This window comes from Kaistia sp. MMO-174, assembly GCF_037147815.1.
Taxonomy (GTDB): Bacteria; Pseudomonadota; Alphaproteobacteria; order Rhizobiales; family Kaistiaceae; genus Kaistia; species Kaistia nematophila.
This window is the reverse complement of the sequence record NZ_JBBCUO010000006.1, coordinates 132,053-153,836: the sequence shown is the minus strand read 5'-3', so window position 1 is coordinate 153,836 and position 21,784 is coordinate 132,053. Positions and strand designations below refer to the sequence as shown.

Here is a 21,784-nt window from a genome sequence, read left to right as displayed (position 1 = left end):
AGCCCCGAAATGCTAAGCGCGGCCCTGAGGCCGCTTCAAAATCTGTCGGATGGCTGGCAGGTGCGGCGCCAGCGCATCCAGGAATTTCGCCGTGGCCTCCATGACCTCGGCCCGCCGCGTCTGCCGGGGTTCGGCTTCGATCCGATATCCCGCCGCAATCAGCGCCTCTTGCGTCGAGGTGATCCGAATGGCCTCGACCATGCAGACCTCGGCCATCTCGGACAGGCCCACCGGCTTCTTCGGCGGTTCGGGCGGGTCGACGGCGGCCGGCGGCCCGAGATCCTGTTCGGCTTCTTGGGGTTCTCCCGTAGCTTCCTCAGGCTTCGCTTCATCCATCGGAAACAACTCGGTGAGACGGGGTCATTGCGGGGTGCTCTCCAGAATTTCCTTTGCCCGAGCCTTGATCGCTGAAAGGTTCCGGTAGACGGCGGCCTCACGCAGAAACAACACCGAAGCGATCCGGGCCGTGTCGAACCCCTGAAGCCAGAGGTGCGCGGCGTGCTCTATTTCGTCGCCACTCACGCCGCCTCGCCCATCGGTTGATCCGCCTTCCAGAACGCGTCACGGTCGCGTAGCGACCGGCAGACCTCACGCACGATCTGTCCGCCGGTGAGAGCGCGGGCGAGCGCCGGCTTCATCGCCTGAAGGCTCGATCGGGAGTTGACCTTGACCGCCCCCGTCCGTTGCGCGATCGCGAATGCCTCGTCGCGCCACAGCAGGTTGAGCATCTTCGACGTGATCATTTCGTCGATGACCGCCTTGCGCGGGTAGCCGCGCCGCGAGGTCGCGCTGAACGGGATCATCTCGTCGACAGCATCACTGACGATGATGTGGCCGATCCCGGACCCGAGCCGGCGATTGCCGCCGTCGTAGCCGAGAACGGGGAGCCAGCGGGGCGCATAGGCGAGCCATACCTCGGGCAGGTGTTCCCGGAAGGTCTCAATCTGACGATCGAGCCTCGTCATCACGTCCCGGCTGGACTTGATCTCGACGCCGGCGAGATGATCAGCGCTGATGAAAGCCATGTCGATGCGACAGTCGGCGACCACCAGTTCGTGGACGACCCGCGCGCCTGGCCAGCGCCGCCGGCCCCAAGCCTCGATCAGATCACGCATTGCCAATTCTTCGGAGGAGCGGTTCGTCGTCATACCCGCCCCCCGGCGCGCGCCACGCGCGCCCGCTGCGGACCGGCCTCCTGATCCTGATAGCGACCGGCGTAGGGCTGTTCGGTCGGCTCTTCGAGCCGCTCCAACACGATCTGCGCGATCGGCGTGCCGGCCTTGATGCGGATCGGCCAAGGCAGGTGGCGGGTCAGCTCAAGGGTCAGGTGCCCCCGCCAGCCCGGCTCGCCGGTCGTGTTCTGGACGGTCAGGAACCGGCGAGCGTTGCTCGATTTGTCCTTCACGTCGGCCGCAAGATCAGCGGGCAGCTCGAACCGCTCGATCGTACTGGCGAGCCGACCCCAGAGCGGCCACACCCAAATTGTCTCTGCGATCCGAACGTCGTAGCCCGCCGAGCTCAGTCCGAAGGTTCGCCCGTTCGACACCGCCCTTTCGAAGAAAGGCCAGATGATGGGACGCGAACCCCGGCACAGGCGGCGGATTGTCTGGGCGGGGAGCCTCATGACAGCACCGCCGCTTCCGGCGCGGGCATTTCGACCAGCATCAGAATTGGAACCGGGACGCTGACCGGAAGACCGACGAGGCGGTGAAAGCCGATTGCCCTCGTCAGAGCAGCGGTGCGGGTCCAGCGTTCAAGCCAAGGGGCAGTCGCCGCCGCCTCGGCGCTTTCCATCTCACTCCAGTCGGCGACCGTGTTCGCAAGGTCGGCGTACCGGGCGGCGTCATGCAGATCCACGAAGTAGACGAGCGCCGCGCCGGTGCGGAGATGGGTCAGGCAGAACAGCACGACCCCGTTCTCTATCGCGCGAGCCCAAATCCCAAACCCACCAGAGGTCCAGCCCACGACGGTCCCCTCGCTCCAAGCGCCATCCGCGCCCATGAGGCGGAACCGATCGACGGTCCACGGCAGCGGCAGGATCGGAGGGGCCGCAGCGAGCCTCTCGAAATCAGCGTCGGTGTTCAAAGCGGGACCTCCTCATCGGCTTGCGCGGCCCGGCGGGCTCGACGCGGTTCGGTCTTCGTTGGGGACAGCAGCCGAGCCGCGTTAGGGCGGCCACCCGCGAGAAGCGGGTCGTATTGGGGCGATACCTTCGGCGCGATCATCCCGACCGCCACGATCCAGCCTGCCAGGGCATCGGCCTCGTCGTCGTTGGCGGGATCGAAGCCTCGCCGGACGACCTCATCGATGACAGCGGCCTTCAGCTCCGGGCCTCCCTTCGGATAGCCCTTCGGAAGGAAGCGCGAGCGAACCGTGCTGACGTGGATCTGCTTGATCGAGCGAACGCCAAGCCGGTAGCTGACCCCGCGCACGACGCCGCAAAGCCCCATGAGCAATTCGGCCGTCCGCTGGTTTCGCACCAGCGGGGCCTCGTAGACGATCCAGCGAGGAGGAAAGGCCATGATGCGCTCGCCAAGGAAGCGCACCATCCCCGCCAGCACCTCATCGCCGCTGGCGCCGGCCGGGGCGAGTTTGATCGAGCCGAAGCTCGGCCGTTCGCCGGGGACGCCTTCGGCCCACCCGGATCGAGTTGCGATGTCGAGAAACAAGAGGGAGCCGGAATGGGTCAATCCTCCGGCTCCCAGATTTCGTGGATCGAGGGCTGGATGGACCCGATCGCGAATGCACCGATCGCGTAGGGGGAGCGCGCGCGGACCATCTTGCGGCCCTTCCCGTCGTCGATGACCGACAGCCTCTCGCCGGGGACGGTTCCGCGTGCGGCCAACGCATCCGAGAGGTCCTTGACCGTCTCGTATTCCGGCGCGCTGAAGACGAGCTGATACGGTCGGTCGGGGAGCTTCCCCGGCAGCGTGGTTACGATCCAGAAGACAGCCATCGCTTACCTCACCGCCTTCTCGATCGCGGCGAGCCGGCGATCGACTGCAACGATGCTGCTCGACAGCGGGGCGACCCTCTCGGCGAGCGCCTCGCCAAACGCGCGGATGCGCTCGCCCTCGGCGCGAACATCGCGGAGCAAAGCTTCGGCCTGCTCACGCAGCGCCTTGGCGGTCTCGACCGCCTCTCGGATATCCTCGTTGTCGCGCGCCGGCCCGAAGTTCGCCTCCCGCTGGATCTCGACCCACTTGCGAGGAACCGAAAGATCGTCGGCGACCTTCTGATCGGTCCAGCCGGGGCCATAGCCCCGCTTCTCGTCGAGGTAGACCTCTTCAAGCTTCGCGTTGATGATCCGCCGATCGTCGAAGCTCGGCGTCCTGGGAATGTCGGCAACGGAAACAAGGCGCGGAGCGGCCCTGCCGTCGCCGTTGCCCGCCGGGGCGGGTTCGTTCGGTGCGGTTGACATGCCTACCTCTGGGATGGGGATGGCGCGGGCGCGCTTGGTCCGGCGATGAGCGGAGGAGCAACCCGGGCATCGGTCGCGGCGCGGGTTCGGCCCGATAGTCCAGCCGCCCCGACGCCAGATCTTGAGAAGGTCCGAGTGGGCTCGTGAGCCACACTCGGTGTTGGCGCTCACATCGTTGGTGGCGCCGCAGCCGCCGCATGTGATCCGGTGGACCCTGCGGCGGCCAGCCTCAGCCGGCACGGTGATCGGGTCGAAGTGCCGGCTCTTGAGCGAGGGCATTCAGCGATCGTCCGGCTCGATGACCCGGAAGTGCGCCGGGGTGATCGTGAGAACCCCGGACAGGCCGACGAGTTGCTCCTGCCTGGACCGGATCACGCGGCTGTCGCCCGCGCCGTGTTCGAGTTCCAGTTTCTGACAGATGATCAACCCGTCAGCCTTGAGAACGTCCCGGATCTCACGGAGGGTCGCCTGCTCAAACTCCGCCATGAACCAGACGAAGCCGCTCTTGCTCGGGATCGAAGTCGTAACGCTGAAGATCGACATCGCCCGGCCTCAGTGCGTCAGGGCGTCGTTGAGGGCCTTGTCTTCAGCGGGCAGCTTGCGCTTCTCCGGCTTCGAGGTCCCCCGAGCCGCATCAGCCTGCGCGACGATCTCGCGGAACAGCTCGATCGGGTCATTGAAGGCGTCGCCCTGATCGAACAAGCCGAGCTTGTTCCAGTAGTCGATGCTCGAATAGATGACCGAGCTGCGCTTGTTCTCTTCCATGTCGTGGATGCGACGGGTGAACGTGAGCGCGTTCTTCTCAAGGCCGTGGCGCTCGACCGCGCCCTGCGTGGCCTTACCGGCAAGGCCCGCATATTCGGATGCGAGCGACTTCTGCCGGCTGATCTCCTCGATCGCCTTGCGAAGGTCCTCTGCCGAGACGCCGCCGACTTTGTCGGCCGACGTCAGCTTGTTCTTAGCCATGTTGATCTCCTTTGGGGGGGGTGGGAGGGACGCGGCACGCGTTCGGCGCTACTCCGCAGCCTGCGGAACAGCCCGGTCAGATCGGGGCTTGCGGGGACGGGGCACGAGGTCGCTCTGGCTGATCCGCTCGATGTCGGTCGGCCACGGCAGGTCTTCGGGCCAGATTGCAGCGAAGCCGGCCACGGTCTTGTCGTAGACGTGGACCGAGAACATCGACGTGCCCTCGCGGAGCTTCTTAAGGAAGCGCGCATCCCCGCTCGTAATTAACGATGTTCGGATCTCGGCATGCCCGGTGTGGGCCAGGTACGCCTCGAAAAGGGAGATGAGATGCCCGCGCAGAAGGGGCTCCATTGGCATTGTAAACACCCAATCAAATCGTTGGAACGAGGGGCATTGTACGTTGCGAAACGGTTGGAAAAGTCAATAGCGCTTTTTGCGCATATCGCGTATAGGTGAACGGCCGATCGGAAAGACCGGTGATTGAACGACGGGTGAGAATAAATGCCGAAGGTTCCAAGCATAACCCAGGCGCGCGTCAAGGAGCGCGTCGAAGTGATAGGCAAGTCGCCAATCACGCTTGCGCGCTCTGTGGGGCTTGAGCGCGGCTATATCAACGACCTCATGATCGGACGCAAAGCGTCTATTCGCGCCGACAAGTTAAGTCTGGTTGCGCAAGCTTTGGGCTGCGATCCAGATTACTTGACCGGAGATCAGGAAGAGGTACGCAAGCCCGTTGCAGAAACCGTTCCCCGAGACCACTCATGGGTGGAATTCGGTGGTATTTGCGAGACGGAAGCCTGGCGCTCGGAAGCCGCTATGCGCTCCGTTACCGTGCCAGAAGTGACGCCGATGGAAGTGGACAGCCGGTTTCCTGGATTGGAAAACCGAGCTTTCCTCGTTCGGGGCGACGGAATGGCCGGGGAAGGCATCTACGACGGCATGCTCGTCGCGGCGGTGAAGTTCCCGGGAGCCCCGCAGCCCGGTTCGGTTGTAGTCTGCCGCAGGTCTCGCGCGGGCGGCCGGGAAATTGAGCTTTCCCTCCGCCTGGTCGAAGCGGCCGGCGACGGCCTCGTCCTTCGCGCAAGCCCTGCGCGCGCCGAAAACAGCTTCGCCCCGATCTCGCTCTCGCGCCTTCCCACCGGCGAGAAGGTCGAGATCGTTGGAATTGTGACCCGGGCGATAAAGCTTTTCCTGTCCCCAGCGATGCGGCCGAGCCACTAAATCCCATCCCCTCGCGTATGTGCGCGCGACGCGCTCGCGTCGCCCTCGCGTATACGCGCGCGCGGCAACCAGTATATAACTACGGTTAAGAGGGGATAGGGTATTAACCCTATCCCCCCCTTAGTATCTATCGGAAAGGATTTTTCTAAACCCGGGCGCGCACGCCGCAAGAGCCATGCCAAAAGCGCGTGTGCGATGCACAAAAAATCCCGGCCCGACCGATTGGATATCAGTTGGAAATATTTTGATCCGAGGGTTGTAATCCGATCGCATATCCGCTTACCTAGACCTCGCCGCCGATTTGAGCGGTGAGGAGAAGCTCATGGATATCGTCTCTGCCGCCCCGTCGTCGCCCGTCAAGACTTCCGCCTTCGCTGTTGGAAACTTCCACGCTGGTGATACCCGCTCCGACCTTTCCAAACAGTGGATCAGCCGACCGGCAGATCAGCGCTTCCTCTCCCTCTCCTCCCTTCGCGATAGCGTAGCCGCCCGCGCCGAGCGCTCTTTCGAGGCTCGGCTCGACATCCGCCGCATCGAATTCATCGCTCCCGAGCCGACCACTCCCGACGACTTGCACCGCCTGTCGATCGGTCTGCCGAACGGCAACGAGATCGCTCCGACGCATTGGAGCTTCAGCCAGTTGGCGGGGTTGGCGCAGGCTCCGGCGGGATATCTGCGGAAGCTTCCTTCGCAGATCGCGGCGGACGCTCTCCAGTACGGCATGCGCTACAACCGCCCGACCGAAGAGATCAAAGCGTACGCGTCCGGCGACGAGCTTCTCGCGGCGACCGGGCCTGACTACGGCCGGATCTTCGACCGCGAGGTCGTCGAGGCGGTGATGCAGATCGCCGGAAATGGGGCCGGTGACGAGCGTTGGAAAGTTCCGGGGGTCCTCGATTGGCGCACGATGCTCTACGACCCCGAGCACCCCGTCACCACTGACACGACGACGCTCTATGCCTCCGATCGCGATGTCTTCGTCTTCCTCGTCGACGACCGAAATCCCATCGAGATTGGAAAGCTGCCGAGCGGCGACCCCGATTTGATGTTTCGGGGCTTCTACATCACCAACTCCGAAGTCGGATCGTCTGCGCTGCGGCTCGCGGCCTTCTACCTCCGCGCCGTGTGCTGCAACCGGATGATGTGGGGCGTTGAGGGCTTCCAGGAAGTCACGATGCGCCACAGCAAGTACGCGCCGAGCCGGTTCATCGAAGAGACCCGGCCCGCGCTCAAGAGCTTCGCTGACGGCTCTGTGAAGCGGCTTCTCGACGGCGTCGAAAAGGCCAAGGCCGCGAAGGTCGCGAGCGACCAGGACGAGGCTCTCTCGTTCCTTCAGCAGCGGAAGTTCACCGCGAGCCGCTCCCGGGCGGTGCTGGAAGCGGTCGAGCGCGAAGAGGGCCGCCCCGCCCGCACGATCTGGGATTTCGCGACCGGCATCACCGCCTTGGCGCGGTCTGAGCCGAACACCGACCGCCGCGTCGAGCTTGAGCTTGAGGCCCGCCGCATCCTCGATCGCGTCGCGTAGCCGAGCACTGGAAAGGCGGCCGGCGGCCGTTATCCGCCGGCTCTTCGCAACCCCTTAGCGGGCCACCGCAATGTCAATTATCTTCGATATTCCTAGCGCGAAGTTAGCCGTTTTCATCGGCGCAAAGATCGTCGACCAGATGGTCTTCGCTCTGTCGGAAGTGCAGCCCGTCAACGAAGCCGACGCGGTTTCTGCCTTGCTCTCGCGCGGCTTCGCTCCCATCGCAGTCGACCGGCTTGGACCGCTCGCAATGCAGTTCGCGGACGTGCGGAGCCACTCGCCTAGCGCGAGTTGGACGAGCCCCTCGATCAACGGGGGGAAGGCATGAGCGCCGCCTCCCTCGCGAAGGATTTCAACATCGAGGTCGAGACGCGGATGCACCGCCAAGTCTTGCTCATGCCGAGGCACGGCATTGAGCGGGTGCTGATCCGGTACATCCCGATCTCCCTGCCCCGGGTCCGCTTCCTCGACCAGCCGACGTCCAGCGAGGAAGCGCCGCCGGAGGACGACGGACCATGACGAGCCAGGCGCCGAGCCGAGACGACGCCGACGAGCGGATCGCCCGCGTCGAGCGCGCTCTCCGGGCACTGCGGGCGATCCCTGACGGGAAGCCCGGCGATGTCGGGACGATCCCCTGCCCGGTCTGCTCCAAGCCCCTTCACTACCACTACCCCGAGGGCGGGTTCCGCCTCCGGGCCTACTGCGAGACCCCGATGTGCGTGGGTCTGCTCGAATAGAGAGGCAAGCGATGTGGATCGCCGTCGTGAACAACCTACCGGAGATGGCCCTCGGCCTGTGTTGGACAGGGGTCTTCTTCTGGATCGGCCGCTGCTTTGAGCGGTGGAAAGCATCCCGCACCGCGCGCTGAGCGCGGTCGGAACCGAAACGGGGCCGGGCGAAAGTCCCCGATTACTTGAGAGGACTATCTGAAAATGTTTGGTGCTCTGAAAAAGGCGCTCAAGGCCGGAGCGACGGAAGTCAAAGCCGAATACGGCGAGAATAAAGACTTCCTGGAAGCGGTCTGCGCCGCCGTCGCACTGGTGGCCGCCGCCGATGGCGATATCGAGGAGAGCGAGCGCCGCAAGGCGATCTCGATCATCACGAACCACTCGCAGCTCGGCCGGCTCTACAAGCAGAACGAAATCGAGCAGACCTCCGAGCGCATGTTCAAGCTCGCCAAGGACGCCTCCGGGCGCCAGCAGCTCGCTCGCGAACTCGACGACATCAAGGGTCGCCCGAACGGCCCGGCTATGGCCGACGATGTCTATCTCGTCGCCGTCGATATCGCCAACGCAGACGGCGAGATCGAGCCCGAGGAAAAGGTTGTCCTCGAAAAGATCGCGGCCCGCCTGGGCGTCGACCCCTCCCGCTTCGACTTCTGATCCGCTTCGGCGGATCGGCGAGACCGGCGCTGAGCGCCGGAGGGCGGCGGGAAGGGTGTCCCGTCGCCAACCCGAACAACCCGAAATCGGCGCTGGCAAACGCTGAAGATCCCTTGAGAGGAAGTTTCTGATGAACGCTATCACCAACGCGCCCCCCGACTGGACGAAGATCGACACGACGATCCGCCACGACGGCAAGCAGATCATTCTCCCGAATGATCCCGGCAAGATGGATTACGACGACGCGATCGTGACCATCGGTCGTATCCGCGACCAGGAAAACCAGACTTTCGACGTGACCGAGTACGTCAAGGCCGCTCCGTGGGACGCGATCGTTGCGGTCTACCGCGCCATGCAGGATATCTACGGCGTCGTCATTGCCGAAAGCATCCAGACGTTCTTCGGCGAGATCAAGCCCGACTTCCTGACCGTGAAGACCGGCCCTGGCCCGCTCGACAAGGTGCAGGTGCCTGTCGGCCAGATGAGCCTTCCCGGCGTTACCGAACCGGTGCGTATCGGCATCGTGGCGACCGGCGCATTCATTACGGGCGTGGTTCGCAAGCGGGATCGTGCCCGCCTGATTGAGATCGCCAACCGGGCGCGCGAGCTTCTCAAGTCGTCGTCGGTCTACCGCGCTCGCGCAATCCGCATCGGCGTCGATGACGACGGCGATCTCGACATGGGCCAGCAGCCGGAGTTCCTCGACCTCTCGCGGGTTGCGGTCTCCGACATGATCCACACGGCCGAGACCGAGGCCCTGATCCGTACCAACATCTTCTCGCCGCTGCGCAATACGGAGGCGTGCCGCAAGCACCGCATTCCGCTGAAGCGCGGCATCCTGCTCGAAGGTCGCTACGGCACCGGCAAGTCGCTGACCGCTCGTGTTACGGCGAAGGTCGCAACGGACAACGGCTGGACGTTCATCATCCTCGACCGCTCTCAGGGTCTCAAGGCCGCGATCGAATTCGCGCAGACCTATCAGCCCTGCGTGATCTTCGCCGAGGACATCGACCGGGCGGCGGATCGCGATGACGAGGCGGTCAACGATCTGGTGAACCTGATCGACGGCGTGATCTCGAAGGAGATGGAGATCATGGTCATCCTGACCACGAACTTCGTCGAGAAGATCGACCGCGCCCTGCTCCGGCCGGGCCGCTTCGACGCCGTGATCTCGATCCAGCAGCCCGACGCCGAGACCGCCGAGCGTCTGATCCGCGCCTACGCCCGCGACCTGCTCGGCCCGGATGTCAACCTGGCACGCGTCGGCGAGGTCGTTGCGGGCCAGATCCCGGCGACGATCCGCGAAGTCGTCGAACGCGCCAAGCTGTCGATGCTTGGTGAAGATCGGCCTTCGCTGTCCGAGGAAGACCTGTACGCCTCGGCGATCGGCATGAAGCGGCACATGCTTCTCCTCGATCCGCCGTCCAACGAGAAGACCCCGGCCGAAAGCTTCTACGAGGCGTTCTCCGACATGATCGTCGGCGCCATCGGCGGCACCGCCAACGGCGAGCCGGCAGCGTCAGATCAGACCGTTCGCGAGGGCGTCAAGCAGGTCGTGTCGCATATCTCGGCGGCTCGCCGCGAAGTCGGTGCGGTGAAGGAGCTTGCCGCTGGCGCGGCCGGCTCGTCGCAGAAGGCCGTCGAGAAGATCGGCGTCCTTCAGGACACCGCCAACCAGATCAAGCACGCCGTCTGATCCGCTTGATCTAGTAGCGCCGAGGCCGTTCGCGGCCTTGGCACGACGGCGGCCCCGCCCCCCCCCTGGGGCCGCCGTTTTCCCCCCTTTCGACCAGGAACGCGCCATGCGCACCGCATTCACGATCTACCGCGTCGACGCTGAGCCCGAACAGGCCGAGGCCGACCTCCCGGAGCAGCCCGGTTATCGCCTCCTGCGGGACCTCCTCACGCCTCTGCTCGACGGCGCGCGGTTCGAGCACGTCGCGGTCCTTCATCAAGACGAGCCGGCGGACATGTTCGTCGACGAATTTGGGGCGCTCAACGGGCTGCCCCGCAACGAGGCCGCGACGAAGATCTACCGCAACAATTGGCTGACCATGCACCCGGGAACGCCGCCGGATGATCTCCCCGCGATCTACGGGACCGCCGTGCTGTTCGCGCGTCGGGTCTGGTTCTAGCGCCAGAATTTCAGAGAGGGAAATTCGATGACCGATCACGTCACGCCCCGGTTCCGCAAGGGCGACGTTGTGCAGATCGAGGCAACAGTCGAGAGCTGCTACGACGACCATGTCACGCTGCGCCCAACGTTCGGGCACGCCGTCATCTATGCGGTGGTATCCGAGCTGCGCGAGCGCCCCCTCCGCGAGGCATTCGAGGTCGGCGATACCGTCGCGAGGATCGGAGAGCAGGCGTCTTGGTCGGTGGAAGCCATCGTTGGCGACTATCTGATCGTGAAGAACAACCTTGGCCCAAAGCCGCATGTTCTGGCCGCTGACAGCGCGCGCCGCGTGTACGACGAGCCCGAACCGAAGCCGCCGCTCGCAGCCGCGATTGCGGCCGTCGACGCGTACAACGCCCAGCCTCCCGTCGATGCTATGCCCGACGCTCTCGACGAGGCCGGGCTCTGATGGCCGCCCGCATCATCGAGCACGAAGACGGCATCTATTTCGGGTTGTCCGATGTCGAATACTTCGCCGATCCGGCTCTCGGTTCCGGCGATCACAAGGCGCTCGCCATGGCCCCGGAGGCATACTGGTTCGGCAGCCTCTACAACCCCGCCCGGCCGGAACACAAGGAAACGCCGGCCCGACTTCTCGGACATGGCGTGCACAAGGCGGCACTCGAAGGAGCCGCCGCTTTCCAGAAGGCGTTCGTCCGTCGTCCCGATGACCTCGAACGCCTGACGGCGAAGGAGAGGGCGATCCTTGCGCCGCGCGGCGAGCGGGTTCTCACCGGGGACCAGTACGACCGGGCGGCCTTGGCGAGCGCGATGATCCGCGCCCACCCCGATCTCTCGGGCGCATTGGCGAACGGATACCCGGAGGTCTCGATCTTCTGGACCGTTGAAGTCGACGGCGCGCCGGTGCGGTGCAAGGGCCGCTTCGACTATCTGCGGCCCCGGGCAATTCTTGATCTGAAGTCAATCGCGATCACGCAACCCCTGCCGTTCCCGGTCCTCTGCATCCGAGCGATGCGCATCTTCAAATATCCGGTTCAGGCCGCGCTCTACCTCGAAGGGCGGGAGCATGTCGGCCGGTTCGTCGCCGAGGGCAAGGTTCACGGCGATATCGACGCGGCATTTCTCGACGCGCTCGCCGCTGCGTCGGATTGGGCATTCGTCTGGATCTTCTGGGCGTCCGAAGGGCCGCCGCTCGTTTGGACCTCGCAGTTCAGCCCCACCAATCCCCTGCTGGACGACCCGCGCGCCGCTGTCGAGCAAGCCCGCCGCAACTTCGCAAATTACCGCGCCCGGTTCGGCACCGACGCCGCGTGGATCGAATACGAGCCGCTACGCGAGCTGACCGTCGAAGACTTCGAAACCGCCTACGGCCGGCACCTCTGATGGAGAAGAGCATGACGAGCGAGACCGAGGGCGGCGTCGGCCGCGATCACAACAATCCCCCGTTGGCTGAGCGCTTGCCGCTCGAATTCGAGCTGCTGATCGAAAAGGTCGCGGACACGCTCACCGAAGCGCGTGGCCTCCCTGTCGAGATCACGTCCGATGCCGAAAACTCCTCTCTGGGCGAAATCGTCAAAAAGCTGCGCGCGGTGGCAACCGAAGCCGAGGCATCGCGCAAGGCCGAGAACGAGCCCCACCTCGAAGCGCAGCGCACGATCAATGCCTTCTTCGCCGGTTTGGCCGACCGGATCCAGAAGGGGAAGAGCATCCTTGAAGCTCGCGGCAAAAAGTACCTCGACGGGAAGGCCGAGAAGGAGCGGATCGCGCGCGAAGAGGCAGCGAATATCGCTCGCGAAGAAGAGGAGCGGCTCCGCCGCGAGGCGGAGATCGCCGCAGAGGCCGGGCGCGAAGTTCACGCCGCGATCAAGACGGACCAGGCCGACGCCGCTGCCCGGCGCGTGGAACTCGCAACCGACGCCGCTGCGGGCTCCGCAGCCGACCTCGCCCGAACTCGCACCGCGAGCGGCGTCTCGACGCTCAAGACCGGCTGGAAGTTCGAGGTCGAGAACCTGAAGGCGATCCCGCTCGCTAGCCTCCGGCCATACCTGTCCCAGGCCGAGATCGAGCGCGCGATCGGCAAGTTCGTGAAGGCCGGTGGCCGAGAACTGAAGGGCGTCCGCATCTTCGAAGAGACCAAAGCCCAATACCGCTGACGGCGCTCGCCGCCAGCACCGCCCCTTTGCGACACGAGGAGGGCCAGATGGCCGAACAGGAAATCATCACGGCAGACGGCGAGGTGATCACGACGGGTCTCCCCGCCATGATCGACGACGCAATGGCTGGAACGCTCGCGCGCGCCGAGATCGACATGCAGATCGCGACGGCGCACAAATTCCCGCGCTCGATCAAGCGGGCAATCGACAGCATCGTGTCCCTCGCGACGCTGGACGAAGAGACCGCAGAAGAGTGCATCTATGCGCTCAAGCGCGGCGGCAAGCCGCTGCGCGGCCCGTCGATCCGACTTGCTGAAATCATCCAGCAGACCTGGGGGAACAACCGCAGCGGCGCGGTTGTCACGTCGATCGACCGCATCAACAAGATCATCGTCGCCGAAGGGTTCTTCCACGACCTGGAGACGAACAGCGCGACGCGTGCCTCGGTGCAGCGTCGGATCAGCGACAAGAGCGGTCGGATCTTCAACGACGACATGATCGCGGTGACTGGCAACGCGGCCTGCTCGATCGCCAAGCGCAATGCGATCCTTGCCGGCGTTCCGAAAGGCGTCTGGCGCCGCGCCGTTGATGCGGCGGAAGATGTGATCCGGGGCGATGTGAAGACGCTGGCCGAGCGGCGGGGCCGGGCGCTGGCCGCCCTCGCCCACTACAACCTCTCGGCCGCCGACGTTTTCGCGATCATGGAGGTTGAAGGCGAGGACGATCTCGGTATCGACGACCTCGTCACCCTTTCGGCGATCCGCTCCAACCTGAAGAACGGCGAGACGACGGCGGAAGAACTTCTGCGCGGGACCAAGGCGGCCAAGCCGGCGCATCAGGTCGTCGAGAACGCCCTCTCGGATGTCCCCACCAAGGCGCAGGCCGAGGCCGAGGCGGAAGTGGCCAACTTGGACGCCCGCGCAACCGCCGTTCAGGGGGATGGCGAGGCCGCGCAGGTCTCCGCAAATCACGCTGCCACAGGCGGAACCGCAAGCGGCGACGACGCCGCCCTTGGCTCCGAGAACGCCGCCAGCAGCGACGCCACAGCAGCACAGACGGACGCCGACCCGATCGCGACGGCCCGGCAGCGCGGCGAAGCTGCGCGCCAAAAGGGCATGTCCCGAAAGGCAGTGCCGCCGGAGTATCGCGAGGCCGACCGAAGCGCCGAGGCAGCGGCCTGGGTTGAAGGCTTCGATAGCGCGAAGAGCCGCGCCGAGGAGGCCAAGGCCGCAGCGAAAGATGGCGGATCATGAGCGCCAACGAGAGGCAGTACCCTCTTCGCGGGACCATGCTGGTCAGGAGGAACCCGCGTAACCGCTGCGAAAACTGCCTGTTCTGGGACAACTCTGCCATCTCCTCCCATTCTGAAGAGGAGACCGGCCAGTGCCGGAGGTCCCCGCCCGGCTTCGACAGCCGCACGGGTCTCGCGGTCTGGCCGTTCTCCGAAGATCGGGATTGGTGCGGGGAGCACAGTCTGGACCCAGACCTCGTAGACCCGAACGATCCCGGCGATATGGAAGAGGGCGGATCATGAGCCGCCCTGTCGATCTCCAGCGCAAGGCGGCGCAGCTCTTCAACCGCATCGCCACAGTCGAAGACGAGTGCCGGGTCAACGCAAGGATGGCGCGGTTCGCTGCCCTTGTCCTTGGCGTCGGTACGACAGCCCAGATCGCAGATTTTGTCGCGTCGGCCAGTTGGCTTTCGTTCGGCCTCGGTGCGGTCTGCTTCACCGGAATGCTGCTCGACGTACGCCTTGGCATTGCCGCCGATCGCGACCTTGAGGCGCTCGCGGCGCTCCGGCTGTCCCTGATCAACGATGAAGACCTGAGGTCGGACGCCCGGTTCGGCCTGATCAACGAAGGAGAATTGCAATGAAAGTGATTGCGAAGACCGGCTTCGGCTACCTCGTCGAGATGACGGAGGACGAAATTGCCAAGGCGGCCGGCTACCCCTACGCGGATGGCGATTTCAAAAAGGCAAGCGGGCGCGAGAGCTACAGCCGAGACACGCTCCAGATCGGAACCGAGATCAAGGTCGCGGCGGCATACGGCTTCCATTCCCGCATCGCCGAGCATCAGGACGCCGCTCGCAAGAGCGCCGGCACGCTGCGCGCCCTTGCAGATCTGCTCGACGGATCGATGCCGGATGTTGTGATCCCACCCGCTCAGCCCGAACCCCAGGCCGCCCCCGGAAGCACCACCATTCTGACGGCATCCGGGCAGGACGCCTAGCCGTGGACGGGTCGCTTGTTCTCCCCGCCTGCGCCGCCGGGTTTCTCCTCACGATGGGCTTGATGACGAACACACCCAACGCGGCCAGCGCCCTGCTTTTCCGGGTCGTCCCGGTCGCACTCGGCGGCGCGCTGGCGGTTCAGACGGCGGCCCAGGTCATGGGTTGGCCGCTGTAGCGCAAACGATACCCGACCCCGGATTTCCCCGAGGCCGGCCCACGATTTCTCCGAGGGTTTAGCATGAACGATTGCCTGCACTGCCACCTCATGGCGTCCATGCTGGAGTGGCTGAACGAGAAAGCGCCGAAGTCTGACGACGGTCGGCCCGAGATCGGGAGCGGGGCGGTGATCGCCGCGTCCGTCAAGGTACTCTGTGACGCCATCGAAGCGGAGAGCACGCCGGGTGAGCACCGGGAGCAGGGCACGGACCTGACCATCAAGGCAATCCGCAAGGTGATGGCCGATCGGATGCTCCGGGATCGGTTTGACGAACCCGCGTTCCGGCATTGAGGCGCGCGTCATGTCGTTCAAACCGCCCTCTATCCTGAAGCTCTACGGGGCGATGCAGACCCGGCCCGGGGTGCGGCGCGCACCTTGGGTTTCCCCGAACTACTGCCGCGAAAGCTCGCGAGCCGTAAAGCAGGCCATCGGGGCACTGTACCGCCCCGATGCCCCTCTCAAGGGCTGGACCGACGCCAAGCGCGCGGGCTGGCGCATCGTGCCGATCCGCGCCCGCGTCTCTCTCTCCGACAAGGACCTCGGGAAGATGCTTGAACGGAGGCCGGGCGAATGATCCGCGTCGTCGTCTACTCGTCGACCGACGAGGACTGCCCCGAGCCGCTCCGGTTCGTCGCCACGCTGATCAACAAGAACGGTCAGCTCCCCATGATCTTCTCGGGGGCATCGGCCGCATTCGTCCGGGACGCAGCGCAGAACTGGCTCGATGACGAGCGCGCCAAGCGCGACGCCAAGGCCGCGCGCCCGCCCCGCAAGCAGCCGGCGCGGAAGCCGAAGCGCGAGGTGCAGTGATGGCCGTTCCCTCCCGCCGGCTCAATGACCTCGACGCGAGTATCGCCAAGGCGCTGATCCTGACGCCTTGGGCGCAGCACGACATCGCCGCGCTTTTCGGCTGCAACCCCGGCCGCATCGCGGAGATCGCGACCGGGCAAGCGTTCGAAGCCACCCCCGCCGCCGACCTCTCGACCGAGCGGGCACGCGCCCGGCTCGCGGAACTGCAAAACGCTTGGGTCCTGCGCATCGCCCGACAGCTTTCGCAGGTCCTCCGGCCTCATGGAGCATTGCTATGACCAGAGAGATTGCCGCCGTCCAGGCGGATATCGAGGCCGACTTCGTCGCGGCCTACAACGAGCACCAAAGGGAGCTTCACGCCGCCGTTGTTGAGCACAAGGCGGGTGATCCGAAGGAGATCATCGTCGCGGTCGCCTCGGTCGCGATCCAGGTCGCTTGGGCCGTGATGAAAACCCAGCTCAAGACGGGGATGCGGCTCGATCACGCTGGCATCGTCTTCCGGCAGATCATCGAGCAGGTCGCGACTGCGATCGTCGAGACAGAACTGACCGGCGACGAGACGGCTAGCAACTGATCCTCACCGGGAGCACGACAATGACCACGGAAAAGCCGAGCGCGGCCGCGCGCCAACCTCATCCCGACGACCCCGATCCCTTCCTCCGGTTCAAGCTGGATCAGGTCGCAGGGCTGGCGATGCGCGCGCATGGAGAGCGGGTCGCCCGGGAGAAGGAGCTGCTCGAAGCGAATAACCGCTACCTCGAACGCGCACGCGCCGCCGAGGCGCGCGTGCGGGAGTTGGAAGAGGCGCTGAAGCCCTTCGCCGATGCGGGCCGCACCTTCGAAGGCTTCATGCTGTTCTGCGCCAATCCCGCAGTCGGGATCATGCTCGCCGATGAGTTCAAGTTTCCGATCGGCACTGACGGCGACGGCGATCCGATCGATGTTGTCACTCTCGGCGATCTCCGGCGTGCGGCCCGGCTGCTCGGGGCTGTCACTCCGCCTCCTCCGATCGCACCGGCGGTGCCCGAGTTCAAAGGCTTCGGCATCAAGGCCAGCGACGGCGCGATCGACATCCGCACCGTCTCCCCAACCGAGCGCGCGGCGAAGGTGAACGGCCTTCACCTCGCCGGCCATTTCGTGAAGCACGACGCTACGGACGGGCAGATCGAAACGGCTTGGACAAGGTTCGGCGAAGAGACCGGCAACAGGATCGTTCCGGTACTGATCTCCGAGGCGACGAAGTGAACGCCAAGCCCCGCCGCCTGACCCTCGCAGTGAAGGGCGAATACTTCGACCAGATCGCGTGCGGGGAGAAGCCGGAGGAATACCGGCTCGTGACGGCCTACTGGACCAAGCGGCTCGTGGGCCGGGCCTATGACGAGGTCGAGATCACGCGGGGCTATCCACCCGCAGGAGATCAATCCCGCCGCCTCGTCTTCCCCTGGCGAGGCTACGCCTGCCGCCAGATCACCCACCCGCATTTCGGCTCGTCGCCTGTCGATGTCTTCGCAATCCGCGTCGGCTCTGCCGACGCCATCACGGAGTAACTGCCTTGCTCAAGCACACCGCGCTTGCCGCTGTCGCCTTCACCGCCGCGCTGCTGGCCGGCTGCACCGATGCGGATGTCGCGTCGCACAATCTGTCGAAGGCGGCGGACAACTTCGAGATCACCCGCCGGGTCGTTTTCTACAACGGCATCACCGGCGAATACATGCTCAGCATCGAGGGGCTCTGCTCGATCGGCAACAACGACAAGGCCCGCGAAGTCTCGATCACCTGCAAGACTGGCCCCCGGGCGTTCAAGAAGCATTTTCTCGGGCTCTCGGACAACGTGACCTATTTCGTGGAACAGCTCGAACCGTCCGATGTGAGCGTCTACCGCTACCGCGTCACGTTCAAGCCGGCGGTGATCTTGCCTGATGTGGATGTCCGCCTCGGGGGCGCATCGTGACCGCAGCCGCGTTTCCCTTGGCCTGGCCGGCTGGCTTCCCCCGGCGCACGACCCGCGAGAAAGGGGCCTTCAGGACATCCCTTTCCGGGGCGCTCGATAACGTTCGAAAGAGCATCGAAGGCTTCGCGCGTGACAGCGGAAAGCGCGTCGACGGCATCACCTTGTCGTCGAATGTCACGCTCGGCGTGAGCAAGCCGGCTGATCCGGGCGTCGCCGTTTGGTTCGTCTGGGACGGGATGCAGGTCTGCATTCCCGTCGACCGCTATTCGACCGTTGAGGCCAACATCCAGGCGATCCACCACATCGTCGAAGCGCGGCGTGTCGAGCTGCGGCACGGCACCCTTGCGCTCGTGCGCGCAAGCCTGCGCGGCTTCATTGCTCCGCCGCCGGGCTCAGAGCCGCGCCAGCGCCATTGGCAGGACGTGCTCGACCTCACGTCGCCCAGCGTCACCACAGGCGATGTCGAGAGCCGCTTCAAGGCTCTCTCCAAGCAGCGCCACCCGGACATGCCGGGCGGCTCGAACGAGGCAATGGCCGAGCTGAACCGTGCCCGGGACGAAGCCCTCAAGGAATTGGGAAATGGCCGGGGATGAGATCCCTCCCGCACGTCTCCTTTGCTGCGTCCCCTTCTGCCGGGCAACGCGCGGAGACCGCAAGAACGATCCGATCACGGCATCCATGGAATGGATCTGCGCCCGTCATTGGGCGCTCGTGCCGAAACGGCTCAAGCGGCGGCGCGCCAAGCTCCGGCGGCTGACGCGTCGAGGATACGACGACGCCAAGGCAGCCCGGCTCGATCACTCCGTCTGGGACCAATGCAAGCGCGCGGCGATCGAGATCGCGGGAGGGATTGCATGAGCAAACGGAAGGCAATCCCCGATCGCGTCAAGCTGCACGCGGCGCTCCGGCGGCTCGGCCTCAAGATCGAGCAGGTCAACTTCGATCACGATCCTCCGCTCGCGCTGCGGCCGGTCGACCCCGACACCGGCGACACGATCCCGCCGGCGAACGACCCCGATCACATCTTCCTCGTCACCATCGACGAGCACCGAGAGAAGACCTTCGGCAAGGGCGGAGCGAAGCGCGCGACGACGGCGGGCTCCGACATCCACCGGATTGCAAAGACCAAGAGGCTCGAACGCGCGCGGTCGGAGCGCGAGAGCGCGGCGGAAGACTTCCGCCGGCGGCTTTTGGCTAGAGAGCACGACGAGCCCAAGCCGACGCCGCAGCGCAAGAGCACCTGGCCGACGCGCCCCTTTCCCTCACGCAAGAAGCCGAAGGTGCGCCATGACGGAGAGTGTTGAGCAGGACGAGTTCCATCTCGAAGAGCCGTGGGACCGGGACGCCGCTTGGAAAGAGGTGCACGAGATCTATTCCGCCACAGGCATGCGGTCGGGCATGGGGTCTCTCGTCAGCGTGCTCGTGCGGACGCACCGGCGGTCGATCGACTACCTGAGGCAGGCTCCGGCTGCGGTCGTCTACCTATCTTGGGGAGGAGTTCCCCGGCGGCCGGAGGAACGCCTGCACCTTGCGAGCCGGTTCGGCGGGATGGTGCGACGCGGCATCAAGCTCAAGGCGATGCTGGACGAGTTGCACGCGCCCTACCCGATCCGCCGGCTCAGCGGCGCTGCCGTCACGCCGGCGAACTTCGAGATCATCCTTGCTCTTCGGAATATCCCACCGAGCGTTCTCGCTCAGGCGATCCCTAGCGAGCGCCGCCTGCAACTGAAGTGGCTCCGCGCGTTGAGAATAGCCCATGGCTACATTCGCTACACCGCCGCGTCGAGCCGTCATCCGCTGTTCTGCTGGCTCGTGACGGCGATCAGCGGCTATGTCGCCGAGCGCGGCACCGACCCGTCCGGGTATATGCGCGATCTCCTCCGCGACTTCTTCCGGTATCGGATCGAGCACGGCGGCTTCAATTTCAACTGGACCCTCACAGAGGCGATTGCCGCGCAAGAGCGCTGGCACGCCGAGTTGGTCGCGCGCCGTGACAACGCGCGTTTCGTTCTGCAGTACGGAAAGCGCTTCGACGAAGAGGTCGACTATGGCGGAATGCCGATCGAATGGCGCAACCCGAACAAGGGCGACAAGGCCCTCTCGTTCGTTGCGCTGCGATCTGGTGAGGCGCTGTTCCTCGAAGGCCGCGCTATGCACCATTGCGTTGCATCCTACAGCGGCGAGGTCGCGGCGGGTCGTTCCCGGATCTTCTCGATCAGGGAGGGTGCGCATCGCCTTGCGACGCTCGAACTGGTCCAGAACAATTCAGGGCGATACGAAGTCGCGCAGGTCGCGGGACCTGGCAACAACAAGCCGAGCGCGCGGGTACATGCCGAGGTCACAGCGTTCCTTGAGAAGATCAACGCCGGGGCCTTCGGATCATGACCAGCCCGAGAAGGCAGCGAGCGGGCGCTACGCTCTTCGAGCCCGTCTCCGACCCGGACAAGCTCGTTGAGCCGCTTTGCCGCTTCTGCGGCAAGCGCTGCGGCCGGAACGCGGGCGAAGCCATCTGGCGATGCCCTGCCTGCGACGCCTCGCAGGCGTTCGATCCCGACACGCGCAAGCCGAAAGCCGGCTTCAAGGTCTCGACGGCTCAGACCGTGCGAAACGAGGCAAAGGTCGCTTTCAACCGCATCGTGCTCGATCGCGTCTTCCGAAGCGATGTAGCTCACGACGCCGCCTGGCGCGCCGGCGTTGCATGGCTCTCAGGCCAGCTCGCCGTACAGCCGGCGGCGATCGACTTCAGGACCATGGACCCGAAGCTCGCGAAGCGGATCACGGCGCTCTGCGGCCCGCTGTGGAGCTTGAACAAGAAGGCAAAGACATGACTGACCCGGTATTCGTCTTCGGCTCGAACCTTCAAGGCCGACACGGCAAGGGCGCGGCGCTGTGGGCGGTGCAGCATCGCGGCGCTATCCCAGGCTGCGGCGGCGGCCGGCAGGGCAACGCTTACGGGATACCGACCAAGCGCACCCCTTGGGAAACGCTCCCGCTGAACGAGGTTCATTGCCATGTCCTCGTCTTTCTCGGCTATGCCCGCGCGCACCCCGATCTTCAGTTTCAGGTGACGCCGATCGGCTGCGGGCTCGCTGGCTTCACCCCAGCGCAGATCGCGCCGATGTTCCGGGACGCGCCGCCGAACTGCATCCTGCCCGATGAATTCCGCGCGGTGCTCGAATGACCCGCGTCCTTGTCTGCGGCGGCCGGGGCTATGGCGAGGTTCCAAGGGATTGCCCCCTGGATCAGCTCGACTTCGAAAGAGCCCGAGCAGCGAAGGAGGTCGCGCGGCTCTTTCAGGTGCTCGATGCCGCCGTCTCCCGCCTCCGGCTCACGCTGCTTATCCACGGTGGCGCGTTCGGCGCTGACCGTAACGCGGGCTCCTCGGCGAAGGCACGCGGGATTGCCATGCAGATCTACCAGGCAGAATGGTCAGCCGACGTTGAGCGGGCTGGCGCCGTGGTGAGGGTCAATTCACGGGGCAACCGCTATGACGCCGCTGCCGGCGCTCGACGCAATCAGCAAATGATCGACGAGGGGAAGCCCGAGGTATGCATCGCCTTCCCTGGCGGGTCGGGCACGAGAGATATGGTGTCGCGCGCCACGAAGGCAGGCGTGCGCGTGATCAAGGTGGATTGGTAATGACGAACCACCCTTCGCTGCCGTCCCCCGACATTCTCGAACTCGCCCGCGCCCTCGCCCGGGCTGCGGCTCGCCGCGACCATGGCCTCGAACCAGATCCGCTCGCCGAGCTATCGGAACGCAGGACGCC

At 65.2% G+C, this 21,784-nt stretch carries 39 protein-coding genes; 28 read left to right on the top strand and 11 right to left on the bottom strand.

Translation table 11 applies throughout. The annotated features are described in order from the left end of the window. Nucleotides 1-12: 12 nt before the first annotated feature. Genes WFK98_RS21550 through WFK98_RS21500 form a run of 11 tightly spaced genes read right to left on the bottom strand, consistent with a single transcriptional unit; the run spans nt 13 to nt 4,738 of the window. Nucleotides 13-336 carry a hypothetical protein gene (locus tag WFK98_RS21550; RefSeq protein WP_336801684.1) on the bottom strand — a complete coding sequence of 108 codons (324 nt, stop codon included), beginning with the start codon at nt 334-336 and terminating at the stop codon, nt 13-15. Between the two features lie 24 nt (nt 337-360). After that, entirely contained in the window at nt 361-522 is a 162-nt protein-coding gene (locus tag WFK98_RS21545; protein ID WP_336801683.1) for a hypothetical protein, read from the bottom strand. After that, the gene (locus tag WFK98_RS21540) at nt 519-1,115 is read right to left on the bottom strand and encodes a hypothetical protein (RefSeq protein WP_336801682.1); all 597 of its coding nucleotides are present in this window, start codon (nt 1,113-1,115) and stop codon (nt 519-521) included. Before WFK98_RS21540 ends, WFK98_RS21545 begins: the two co-directional genes overlap by 4 nt. Before the next feature lie 29 nt (nt 1,116-1,144). Next, entirely contained in the window at nt 1,145-1,624 is a 480-nt protein-coding gene (locus WFK98_RS21535; protein WP_336801681.1) for a dCTP deaminase, read from the bottom strand. Continuing rightward, complete coding sequence (locus WFK98_RS21530; protein ID WP_336801680.1) at nt 1,621-2,085, bottom strand: hypothetical protein; 465 nt, start codon at nt 2,083-2,085, stop codon at nt 1,621-1,623. The genes WFK98_RS21535 and WFK98_RS21530 overlap by 4 nt, the downstream gene beginning before the upstream one ends. Continuing rightward, complete coding sequence (locus WFK98_RS21525) at nt 2,082-2,690, bottom strand: hypothetical protein (protein ID WP_336801679.1); 609 nt, start codon at nt 2,688-2,690, stop codon at nt 2,082-2,084. The genes WFK98_RS21530 and WFK98_RS21525 overlap by 4 nt, the downstream gene beginning before the upstream one ends. After that, nucleotides 2,687-2,956 carry a hypothetical protein gene (locus WFK98_RS21520; protein ID WP_336801678.1) on the bottom strand — a complete coding sequence of 90 codons (270 nt, stop codon included), beginning with the start codon at nt 2,954-2,956 and terminating at the stop codon, nt 2,687-2,689. The genes WFK98_RS21525 and WFK98_RS21520 overlap by 4 nt, the downstream gene beginning before the upstream one ends. A 3-nt stretch (nt 2,957-2,959) precedes the next feature. Next, complete coding sequence (locus WFK98_RS21515; RefSeq protein ID WP_336801677.1) at nt 2,960-3,700, bottom strand: hypothetical protein; 741 nt, start codon at nt 3,698-3,700, stop codon at nt 2,960-2,962. Then, on the bottom strand, nt 3,701-3,964 hold the full coding sequence (locus WFK98_RS21510) for a hypothetical protein (RefSeq protein WP_336801676.1): 264 nt from the start codon (nt 3,962-3,964) through the stop codon (nt 3,701-3,703). Nucleotides 3,965-3,973: 9 nt separating this feature from the next. Further along, nucleotides 3,974-4,387, bottom strand: coding sequence for a hypothetical protein (locus WFK98_RS21505; RefSeq protein ID WP_336801675.1), 414 nt, complete (start codon nt 4,385-4,387; stop codon nt 3,974-3,976). 48 nt (nt 4,388-4,435) lie between these two features. Then, the gene (locus WFK98_RS21500; RefSeq protein WP_336801674.1) at nt 4,436-4,738 is read right to left on the bottom strand and encodes a hypothetical protein; all 303 of its coding nucleotides are present in this window, start codon (nt 4,736-4,738) and stop codon (nt 4,436-4,438) included. A gap of 150 nt (nt 4,739-4,888) precedes the next feature. Between WFK98_RS21500 and WFK98_RS21495 the strand changes: the two genes are divergently transcribed. The 28 genes from WFK98_RS21495 to WFK98_RS21360 all read left to right on the top strand — a co-directional run bounded on the left by WFK98_RS21495 (nt 4,889) and on the right by WFK98_RS21360 (nt 21,654). Next, entirely contained in the window at nt 4,889-5,608 is a 720-nt protein-coding gene (locus WFK98_RS21495; protein WP_336801673.1) for an XRE family transcriptional regulator, read from the top strand. A 322-nt stretch (nt 5,609-5,930) separates the two neighbouring features. Then, entirely contained in the window at nt 5,931-7,133 is a 1,203-nt protein-coding gene (locus WFK98_RS21490; RefSeq protein ID WP_336801672.1) for a DUF932 domain-containing protein, read from the top strand. A gap of 324 nt (nt 7,134-7,457) precedes the next feature. Then, a complete protein-coding gene (locus WFK98_RS21485; protein WP_336801671.1) occupies nt 7,458-7,652 on the top strand; it encodes a hypothetical protein in 195 nt (64 codons plus the stop codon). After that, nucleotides 7,649-7,870 (top strand): hypothetical protein, encoded by a 222-nt coding sequence (locus tag WFK98_RS21480; protein WP_336801670.1) that lies wholly within the window; start codon nt 7,649-7,651, stop codon nt 7,868-7,870. Before WFK98_RS21485 ends, WFK98_RS21480 begins: the two co-directional genes overlap by 4 nt. 195 nt (nt 7,871-8,065) lie before the next feature. Further along, nucleotides 8,066-8,515 (top strand): tellurite resistance TerB family protein, encoded by a 450-nt coding sequence (locus tag WFK98_RS21475; protein ID WP_336801669.1) that lies wholly within the window; start codon nt 8,066-8,068, stop codon nt 8,513-8,515. Between the two features lie 130 nt (nt 8,516-8,645). Next, on the top strand, nt 8,646-10,211 hold the full coding sequence (locus WFK98_RS21470) for an ATP-binding protein (protein ID WP_336801668.1): 1,566 nt from the start codon (nt 8,646-8,648) through the stop codon (nt 10,209-10,211). A gap of 106 nt (nt 10,212-10,317) precedes the next feature. After that, complete coding sequence (locus WFK98_RS21465) at nt 10,318-10,650, top strand: hypothetical protein (RefSeq protein WP_336801667.1); 333 nt, start codon at nt 10,318-10,320, stop codon at nt 10,648-10,650. Between the two features lie 27 nt (nt 10,651-10,677). Beyond that, on the top strand, nt 10,678-11,100 hold the full coding sequence (locus WFK98_RS21460; RefSeq protein ID WP_336801666.1) for a hypothetical protein: 423 nt from the start codon (nt 10,678-10,680) through the stop codon (nt 11,098-11,100). After that, the gene (locus tag WFK98_RS21455; protein WP_336801665.1) at nt 11,100-12,035 is read left to right on the top strand and encodes a PD-(D/E)XK nuclease-like domain-containing protein; all 936 of its coding nucleotides are present in this window, start codon (nt 11,100-11,102) and stop codon (nt 12,033-12,035) included. Before WFK98_RS21460 ends, WFK98_RS21455 begins: the two co-directional genes overlap by 1 nt. An 11-nt stretch (nt 12,036-12,046) precedes the next feature. After that, the gene (locus WFK98_RS21450; protein WP_336801664.1) at nt 12,047-12,805 is read left to right on the top strand and encodes a hypothetical protein; all 759 of its coding nucleotides are present in this window, start codon (nt 12,047-12,049) and stop codon (nt 12,803-12,805) included. A gap of 47 nt (nt 12,806-12,852) precedes the next feature. Further along, nucleotides 12,853-14,058: a hypothetical protein gene (locus WFK98_RS21445; RefSeq protein ID WP_336801663.1), complete on the top strand. Its 1,206-nt coding sequence runs from the start codon at nt 12,853-12,855 to the stop codon at nt 14,056-14,058. Nucleotides 14,059-14,335: 277 nt separating this feature from the next. Then, nucleotides 14,336-14,680, top strand: a complete 345-nt coding sequence (locus WFK98_RS21440) for a hypothetical protein (RefSeq protein ID WP_336801662.1) — start codon at nt 14,336-14,338, stop codon at nt 14,678-14,680. Further along, a complete protein-coding gene (locus tag WFK98_RS21435) occupies nt 14,677-15,036 on the top strand; it encodes a hypothetical protein (protein ID WP_336801661.1) in 360 nt (119 codons plus the stop codon). Before WFK98_RS21440 ends, WFK98_RS21435 begins: the two co-directional genes overlap by 4 nt. 239 nt (nt 15,037-15,275) lie before the next feature. Beyond that, a complete protein-coding gene (locus tag WFK98_RS21430) occupies nt 15,276-15,545 on the top strand; it encodes a hypothetical protein (protein WP_336801660.1) in 270 nt (89 codons plus the stop codon). 10 nt (nt 15,546-15,555) lie between these two features. Continuing rightward, nucleotides 15,556-15,828, top strand: a complete 273-nt coding sequence (locus WFK98_RS21425) for a hypothetical protein (RefSeq protein WP_336801659.1) — start codon at nt 15,556-15,558, stop codon at nt 15,826-15,828. Next, on the top strand, nt 15,825-16,064 hold the full coding sequence (locus WFK98_RS21420) for a hypothetical protein (RefSeq protein WP_336801658.1): 240 nt from the start codon (nt 15,825-15,827) through the stop codon (nt 16,062-16,064). Before WFK98_RS21425 ends, WFK98_RS21420 begins: the two co-directional genes overlap by 4 nt. Then, nucleotides 16,064-16,342 (top strand): hypothetical protein, encoded by a 279-nt coding sequence (locus WFK98_RS21415; RefSeq protein WP_336801657.1) that lies wholly within the window; start codon nt 16,064-16,066, stop codon nt 16,340-16,342. Before WFK98_RS21420 ends, WFK98_RS21415 begins: the two co-directional genes overlap by 1 nt. Continuing rightward, nucleotides 16,339-16,638: a hypothetical protein gene (locus WFK98_RS21410; protein ID WP_336801656.1), complete on the top strand. Its 300-nt coding sequence runs from the start codon at nt 16,339-16,341 to the stop codon at nt 16,636-16,638. Before WFK98_RS21415 ends, WFK98_RS21410 begins: the two co-directional genes overlap by 4 nt. A gap of 20 nt (nt 16,639-16,658) precedes the next feature. Next, a complete protein-coding gene (locus tag WFK98_RS21405; RefSeq protein WP_336801655.1) occupies nt 16,659-17,309 on the top strand; it encodes a hypothetical protein in 651 nt (216 codons plus the stop codon). Next, entirely contained in the window at nt 17,306-17,611 is a 306-nt protein-coding gene (locus tag WFK98_RS21400; protein ID WP_336801654.1) for an ASCH domain-containing protein, read from the top strand. The genes WFK98_RS21405 and WFK98_RS21400 overlap by 4 nt, the downstream gene beginning before the upstream one ends. A 5-nt stretch (nt 17,612-17,616) precedes the next feature. Beyond that, nucleotides 17,617-18,015 (top strand): beta-sandwich lipoprotein, encoded by a 399-nt coding sequence (locus WFK98_RS21395; RefSeq protein ID WP_336801653.1) that lies wholly within the window; start codon nt 17,617-17,619, stop codon nt 18,013-18,015. Then, nucleotides 18,012-18,608 carry a J domain-containing protein gene (locus WFK98_RS21390; RefSeq protein WP_336801652.1) on the top strand — a complete coding sequence of 199 codons (597 nt, stop codon included), beginning with the start codon at nt 18,012-18,014 and terminating at the stop codon, nt 18,606-18,608. The genes WFK98_RS21395 and WFK98_RS21390 overlap by 4 nt, the downstream gene beginning before the upstream one ends. Next, complete coding sequence (locus WFK98_RS21385; protein WP_336801651.1) at nt 18,595-18,873, top strand: hypothetical protein; 279 nt, start codon at nt 18,595-18,597, stop codon at nt 18,871-18,873. Before WFK98_RS21390 ends, WFK98_RS21385 begins: the two co-directional genes overlap by 14 nt. Beyond that, a complete protein-coding gene (locus WFK98_RS21380) occupies nt 18,870-19,319 on the top strand; it encodes a hypothetical protein (protein WP_336801650.1) in 450 nt (149 codons plus the stop codon). The genes WFK98_RS21385 and WFK98_RS21380 overlap by 4 nt, the downstream gene beginning before the upstream one ends. Then, complete coding sequence (locus WFK98_RS21375) at nt 19,303-20,400, top strand: PcfJ domain-containing protein (protein WP_336801649.1); 1,098 nt, start codon at nt 19,303-19,305, stop codon at nt 20,398-20,400. Before WFK98_RS21380 ends, WFK98_RS21375 begins: the two co-directional genes overlap by 17 nt. Beyond that, nucleotides 20,397-20,843, top strand: coding sequence for a hypothetical protein (locus WFK98_RS21370; RefSeq protein ID WP_336801648.1), 447 nt, complete (start codon nt 20,397-20,399; stop codon nt 20,841-20,843). Before WFK98_RS21375 ends, WFK98_RS21370 begins: the two co-directional genes overlap by 4 nt. After that, a complete protein-coding gene (locus WFK98_RS21365; RefSeq protein ID WP_336801647.1) occupies nt 20,840-21,196 on the top strand; it encodes an A1S_2505 family phage non-structural protein in 357 nt (118 codons plus the stop codon). The genes WFK98_RS21370 and WFK98_RS21365 overlap by 4 nt, the downstream gene beginning before the upstream one ends. Next, nucleotides 21,193-21,654 (top strand): SLOG family protein, encoded by a 462-nt coding sequence (locus WFK98_RS21360; protein WP_336801646.1) that lies wholly within the window; start codon nt 21,193-21,195, stop codon nt 21,652-21,654. The genes WFK98_RS21365 and WFK98_RS21360 overlap by 4 nt, the downstream gene beginning before the upstream one ends. Nucleotides 21,655-21,784 lie beyond the last annotated feature (130 nt).

Coding starts and splice junctions, on each gene's coding strand:
- WFK98_RS21450 (WP_336801664.1), top strand. CDS start 12,047: ATGACGAGCGAGACCGAGGGCGGCGTCGGCCGCGATCACAACAATCCC.
- WFK98_RS21550 (WP_336801684.1), bottom strand. CDS start 336: ATGGATGAAGCGAAGCCTGAGGAAGCTACGGGAGAACCCCAAGAAGCC.
- WFK98_RS21495 (WP_336801673.1), top strand. CDS start 4,889: ATGCCGAAGGTTCCAAGCATAACCCAGGCGCGCGTCAAGGAGCGCGTC.
- WFK98_RS21485 (WP_336801671.1), top strand. CDS start 7,458: ATGAGCGCCGCCTCCCTCGCGAAGGATTTCAACATCGAGGTCGAGACG.
- WFK98_RS21370 (WP_336801648.1), top strand. CDS start 20,397: ATGACCAGCCCGAGAAGGCAGCGAGCGGGCGCTACGCTCTTCGAGCCC.
- WFK98_RS21440 (WP_336801662.1), top strand. CDS start 14,336: ATGAGCCGCCCTGTCGATCTCCAGCGCAAGGCGGCGCAGCTCTTCAAC.
- WFK98_RS21510 (WP_336801676.1), bottom strand. CDS start 3,964: ATGTCGATCTTCAGCGTTACGACTTCGATCCCGAGCAAGAGCGGCTTC.
- WFK98_RS21420 (WP_336801658.1), top strand. CDS start 15,825: ATGATCCGCGTCGTCGTCTACTCGTCGACCGACGAGGACTGCCCCGAG.
- WFK98_RS21425 (WP_336801659.1), top strand. CDS start 15,556: ATGTCGTTCAAACCGCCCTCTATCCTGAAGCTCTACGGGGCGATGCAG.
- WFK98_RS21465 (WP_336801667.1), top strand. CDS start 10,318: ATGCGCACCGCATTCACGATCTACCGCGTCGACGCTGAGCCCGAACAG.
- WFK98_RS21415 (WP_336801657.1), top strand. CDS start 16,064: ATGGCCGTTCCCTCCCGCCGGCTCAATGACCTCGACGCGAGTATCGCC.
- WFK98_RS21405 (WP_336801655.1), top strand. CDS start 16,659: ATGACCACGGAAAAGCCGAGCGCGGCCGCGCGCCAACCTCATCCCGAC.
- WFK98_RS21475 (WP_336801669.1), top strand. CDS start 8,066: ATGTTTGGTGCTCTGAAAAAGGCGCTCAAGGCCGGAGCGACGGAAGTC.
- WFK98_RS21490 (WP_336801672.1), top strand. CDS start 5,931: ATGGATATCGTCTCTGCCGCCCCGTCGTCGCCCGTCAAGACTTCCGCC.
- WFK98_RS21480 (WP_336801670.1), top strand. CDS start 7,649: ATGACGAGCCAGGCGCCGAGCCGAGACGACGCCGACGAGCGGATCGCC.
- WFK98_RS21520 (WP_336801678.1), bottom strand. CDS start 2,956: ATGGCTGTCTTCTGGATCGTAACCACGCTGCCGGGGAAGCTCCCCGAC.
- WFK98_RS21385 (WP_336801651.1), top strand. CDS start 18,595: ATGGCCGGGGATGAGATCCCTCCCGCACGTCTCCTTTGCTGCGTCCCC.
- WFK98_RS21380 (WP_336801650.1), top strand. CDS start 18,870: ATGAGCAAACGGAAGGCAATCCCCGATCGCGTCAAGCTGCACGCGGCG.
- WFK98_RS21500 (WP_336801674.1), bottom strand. CDS start 4,738: ATGGAGCCCCTTCTGCGCGGGCATCTCATCTCCCTTTTCGAGGCGTAC.
- WFK98_RS21470 (WP_336801668.1), top strand. CDS start 8,646: ATGAACGCTATCACCAACGCGCCCCCCGACTGGACGAAGATCGACACG.
- WFK98_RS21375 (WP_336801649.1), top strand. CDS start 19,303: ATGACGGAGAGTGTTGAGCAGGACGAGTTCCATCTCGAAGAGCCGTGG.
- WFK98_RS21455 (WP_336801665.1), top strand. CDS start 11,100: ATGGCCGCCCGCATCATCGAGCACGAAGACGGCATCTATTTCGGGTTG.
- WFK98_RS21515 (WP_336801677.1), bottom strand. CDS start 3,700: ATGCCCTCGCTCAAGAGCCGGCACTTCGACCCGATCACCGTGCCGGCT.
- WFK98_RS21365 (WP_336801647.1), top strand. CDS start 20,840: ATGACTGACCCGGTATTCGTCTTCGGCTCGAACCTTCAAGGCCGACAC.
- WFK98_RS21445 (WP_336801663.1), top strand. CDS start 12,853: ATGGCCGAACAGGAAATCATCACGGCAGACGGCGAGGTGATCACGACG.
- WFK98_RS21460 (WP_336801666.1), top strand. CDS start 10,678: ATGACCGATCACGTCACGCCCCGGTTCCGCAAGGGCGACGTTGTGCAG.
- WFK98_RS21540 (WP_336801682.1), bottom strand. CDS start 1,115: ATGCGTGATCTGATCGAGGCTTGGGGCCGGCGGCGCTGGCCAGGCGCG.
- WFK98_RS21505 (WP_336801675.1), bottom strand. CDS start 4,387: ATGGCTAAGAACAAGCTGACGTCGGCCGACAAAGTCGGCGGCGTCTCG.
- WFK98_RS21535 (WP_336801681.1), bottom strand. CDS start 1,624: ATGAGGCTCCCCGCCCAGACAATCCGCCGCCTGTGCCGGGGTTCGCGT.
- WFK98_RS21410 (WP_336801656.1), top strand. CDS start 16,339: ATGACCAGAGAGATTGCCGCCGTCCAGGCGGATATCGAGGCCGACTTC.
- WFK98_RS21435 (WP_336801661.1), top strand. CDS start 14,677: ATGAAAGTGATTGCGAAGACCGGCTTCGGCTACCTCGTCGAGATGACG.
- WFK98_RS21360 (WP_336801646.1), top strand. CDS start 21,193: ATGACCCGCGTCCTTGTCTGCGGCGGCCGGGGCTATGGCGAGGTTCCA.
- WFK98_RS21430 (WP_336801660.1), top strand. CDS start 15,276: ATGAACGATTGCCTGCACTGCCACCTCATGGCGTCCATGCTGGAGTGG.